This is a genomic window from Nocardia sp. NPDC058497 (assembly GCF_042720195.1).
Lineage (GTDB): Bacteria > Actinomycetota > Actinomycetes > Mycobacteriales > Mycobacteriaceae > Nocardia.
In genome coordinates this window covers 1-4,288 of sequence record NZ_JBHXMY010000510.1, presented here as the reverse complement: position 1 = coordinate 4,288, position 4,288 = coordinate 1, and the positions used below count along the sequence as shown (strand labels likewise).

At 66.1% G+C, this 4,288-nt stretch carries 5 protein-coding genes; all 5 read right to left on the bottom strand.

Annotated elements, in window-relative coordinates:
* Positions 1-112 precede the first annotated feature (112 nt).
* Complete coding sequence (locus ACFWPJ_RS26055) at positions 113-370, bottom strand: hypothetical protein (protein ID WP_378855090.1); 258 nt, start codon at positions 368-370, stop codon at positions 113-115.
* Between the two features lie 276 nt (positions 371-646).
* Entirely contained in the window at positions 647-1,084 is a 438-nt protein-coding gene (locus tag ACFWPJ_RS26050; RefSeq protein WP_378855088.1) for a hypothetical protein, read from the bottom strand.
* Between the two features lie 286 nt (positions 1,085-1,370).
* Positions 1,371-2,654 carry a hypothetical protein gene (locus ACFWPJ_RS26045; protein ID WP_378855086.1) on the bottom strand — a complete coding sequence of 428 codons (1,284 nt, stop codon included), beginning with the start codon at positions 2,652-2,654 and terminating at the stop codon, positions 1,371-1,373.
* A gap of 37 nt (positions 2,655-2,691) precedes the next feature.
* Positions 2,692-3,744: a hypothetical protein gene (locus tag ACFWPJ_RS26040; protein ID WP_378855084.1), complete on the bottom strand. Its 1,053-nt coding sequence runs from the start codon at positions 3,742-3,744 to the stop codon at positions 2,692-2,694.
* Positions 3,741-4,288 (bottom strand): hypothetical protein (locus ACFWPJ_RS26035; RefSeq protein WP_378855082.1); only part of this gene is annotated, 548 nt, incomplete at its 5' end. The genes ACFWPJ_RS26035 and ACFWPJ_RS26040, both read right to left, overlap by 4 nt.

Sequence of the window (4,288 nt, the reverse complement as noted above, 5' to 3'; positions counted from 1 at the left end):
CCACACACCGGGCCGCGGACCCCCAATCCCACACCCAACCTCGCAAACCGCGCCCCCCACCCCGTCAATCGGTATGGGCCACACTCGCTCGATGTTCAGTTGGAAAGCAGGATCAGAACGGTCGCGACGACCGCGGTGTCACCGCCCCGATGATGCTCGACTCGGTGTTCCCGTCCTCGATCTTCACCACGATGTCGGTACTGGTCCACGGGTCCAGCGAGGCGAGCCAGCGGCGGCCGGCGAGCTGGCCCCACACATTGACGCCTGCGGTATTGCCCTCGGTGTAGAGACGGGCCGTGCGATGACGCTTGATCGGGATGGCGGTCACCCGTGGCGGAATCCCGGTGCGCTGCTGATGCCGGCCGGGCACCGGCGACCAGGTGTTGATCCGGCAGGAGAAGACGGCAGGTGGGATTGGACAATGTCGAAGATCGTATGGGTCACCGACCGCGGATTCTCCTCCGTCGAGAATCGTCGCCACCTGCGCCAAAACGACCACTGCATCGGCGAGACGATGCAGCCCGGGAGCTCGGGTTTAGCTCCGCTGGTTCCGTAGCCAGCCGAGCTACCGGACGGCGTCGACGTGTGAATCACGTCCTCGGTCGATGGTCAGACCGCAAACCTGCCGGGCAGGACTGAGCCGGAGTCAGCCGATCCGCAGGAACGTCGCCGCGCCGGCGGTAATCGTCGCCTCCCAGGCGCTCGACTGGATGGTGTGCCAGGTCTCGACGGTGACCACCGAACCCGCCACCAACGGCACAGTCGCGCTGACCACCAACGTACCGCCGGTGCCGGACACCGCGGCGCCGGTGGCAACCACCGTTGTGCCGACCAGCAACCTGGCCTGGAAGTTTCCGGTGGTCAGAGCCCCGCTGACGACGACATTGGCGGTCAATGGCACGGCTGCGCCGCCACTCTGCACCACCAGGCCGTTGCCAGACACCTGTGAGCCGGGGTAACCGACCGTGTCGGCGATCCACCCATCCACTGCGGTCCAGGTGTTGTAGGCACCCATCGTCCCGGTGCTGTTCTTCGTCATCGCGGACGGAGCGAAGACATCGCCACCGACGAAGATGTGCGGCATCAGCTACTCACCTCCGCTGAGCTCGGCTCCGTAGGAGACTGGTCGACAGCGGTCGACGGTTCCGATTCCGCTGCAGTCCCAGGCTCCGGTGCCGCCCCGGGCGTCGGCTCCGGCTCGGGCTGCGGTGTCGGCTCGGAACCAGGTTCGGGCTGGCCCCCTGAACTCGACGCTCCCGGATACCCGGACTCCGGAGTAGCCCACTCAGGCATCTGACCCACCGGAGTTTCCTCCTGAGCGGGCATCTGCGGCCACATCACCACCGGCCCCCCGATCTGCAACGTCGGCATCACACCGTCACCCCGCGCAAACTGGCCTGCAGTCCACGCCCGGCGGGGCTGTCCGCACTGGTCACCTGCACCGTAATCCTGTCGCCCACAGCGAAACTCCAGGTACCGGACACTGTCGTATCCAGCGCATGATTGGCCGCCGCGATCGTCGCCGAGGTCCCCGGGATGGCGGTGCCGTTCTTCCTGAGCTCGACAACCAGGTTGCCGGTACCCGCCGTCTCGCCGCGATAGGTGACGGCGGTGACGGTGATCGGGCGCTCGGCCCGAATCCCCTCCGGCACCGTATTGCCCGCACCGGCAGCACGCACGCCACTGTGTGATTTGAAGGCGATGTCGTAGGCCTGACCCGCCGCCGTGGGCGTGCGGGCATCCGACAGCCGCGGATCCGACGTCCACACCGCCGAGATAGCGGTGCGAGCCTGGGCCTCGTCAGTCGAGCTGAGGAGCGCATCGGCGATCGCGGTAACGCCGGTGATGTCAGTGACGGGGTGCGTGTGCGCGGTCGGGGGCCTGGCATTGCTCAGCCGGGGGTCGTCACCAGCAACAGCGGTGGTGGCGGACGAACCGATCGTCGGCGGGAAGGTTGCCGGTTTCCCGCTGATTCCAGCCCACTGCGTCGTACCCGCCGGACCGCGAACGGTCACCCCCTGACCGTTCGGCGTCCAGCCACTGACCTCGTCGTACAGATAGAGCAGCCCGTCGGACTTGACCACGAACTGACTGCCGTCGACCGCGCCGGCGGGCAGCTCGCCATAGGTGTTCACCTGACCGTCGATCTGGATGCCCGCCCCACGCGGACCCATCACCACAGCGTTGCCCGCCGAGGCCGGAACCGGTGACACCAAGGTCAGGTCGACCAGACCCGTCGAGGCGACGTCCGGGTTCTCCGGGTCCGGGCCGGCGACATACTTCGGAACGTTGAAGCTGAACGACTCCACAGGAATTCGCTCACCGTCGTAGGCGAGGTCGAACGAAACCCGCCAGGTCCACTCCGCCGGGTTGGTCGCCGCGCCGGGAGCGACCAACCGCACCCCGCGCTTGCCTCGCCAGGTGAGATAGCCGAACTCGTCGAGCTGGCATTCGTAGTGGTTCGGTAGCTGCACATAGGTAGCGGGGCTCGGCTGGGCACCGGGAACCAGCACCTTGGGTGCGTCCGCGGTGAAGGTGAGAGTGCCTGTCAGCGAAGGAAACTCGGGGAGTTCGCCCAGGTCGGGGCCGTCGATGACGTTGGCGAGGAATCGCCCGACGACCTTTCCGTAGTCGAGCGGGGGCAGATCAGCCATGGATCAATGCCTTTCGAAGAAGTAGGCGATGCAGCGGTCAGCCGACGAGCGGAATCGCGCGGACCTGAAGATGGGAGTAGTTGTTGTAGACGTTGTAAGTGCCGCTGCCGGTGACGCGGTCGACCACGACGTAGAGCGTCACCGTCTGATTCGCGGGTACAACGCCGAACAGGGGAGTGGACTGCTCCGGGAACGCGAACCCGCACCCGGGTGTAATCGGAACGTGGGCTACGCGCGTGACCGAGTGGCCCCAGCCGTATCCGACGACATCACCGTCGACGCCGCCGACGCGAACCAGGACGTCACAGCGCGTCGGAGCCGCCGATTGCACAACGACAGCACCCTCGACGAGCGGTCGCCACGCCGTCGGCTGCGCGGGAATGGTGATGGAGGCGAGAACTTTACGCTGCTCCTTGACATTCTTTCCGGAGAAGAACTGCTTCTCCCCGATCACCCAGGGCCCGCGCGGGCGCGGGGTCGGGATCGGCCGAAACTTCTGCACCGTGGCGTCCCAGGCCAGCACATGATCCTGGCCGAGCGGGCGATCGTCATCGATCTGGACATCGACCGCGTCCTGGATGCGTCCGGCCTCGCCTGGGTCGCCCTGTGCGCCGACAGCACCGCGCGGAAAAGTGATCTCGACCTGCTGACCAGGCGCGATGCCGATCACTCGCGCCGAGGCGGACGAGCCGACGGCCCCCGCAACTGCGCTGCCGGACAGAGCATTGTCCTTGCCTCTACGACCAGGACGTTGGAAAGCGTCTTCGAAGGCGATGAATTCCAGCCCGGTCCAGTAATAGACGGCATTCTCGGCGACGACGCGCCATGCCTTACGTGCGTCGTCTGTGCTGAGAGCGAGCGCGGTGAGCGCGGCGGCGTCGTCGATGTCGCCCTGCCACTGCCAGGGCCACGCGGCATCGCATTCGGGTCCGACCGGGCCCGCCGGACCTTCGCGCAGCTCGATCAACACCTCCCGGTCGACCAATTCGACGGGGTTCACCGTGTAGGGCAGACCGACCGAGTCGGCGACGCCACGCATGGTGATCATGACGTCTTCGTCGTATACGTGCGTCAGATTCTCGGTACTCACACTGCCCCCACGCGTCGAGCCCAGCAGACGACCTCCGAGTCGTCCATGATGTAGTCGTAGTTGGCGGTACCAGCATTCCGGCTCAGCACTACGTAAAAGGTGACGTTCTGACCTGCGGGGATAACGCCGATCGCGCTGTCGGGCGTCACATTGCGCACGCCGAAGAACGGCTGCAGCCGGGCACGGCTGACGGCGCCGGTCACCTGCCCCGAACCGAGAGCCACCCGCTGGCCGGTGGGCGAGCCGATGCGCACCTCCGCGTCGATCCGAGTGGAGAACTGGTTGTAGTTCTCCCGTGAGGCGACGATCACACCACCGAAGATCAGCGGTCGCCATGCGGTGTCCTGAGCTGGAACATTCAGCTGCGCGACGAGTTTGGTGGCAGCCGAGATATTGCTCTCCGCGGGCGCGAAACCGGCGCCACCATCCCAAGCGACATTGTCATTGATTGTCCAGGGGCCCCGAAGGCCGGGATATGGCACGGGTTTCCATTTACCGAGAGCGGCGTCCCAAGTAGGAACATCACGGTCTGTTTGAGCGCCAT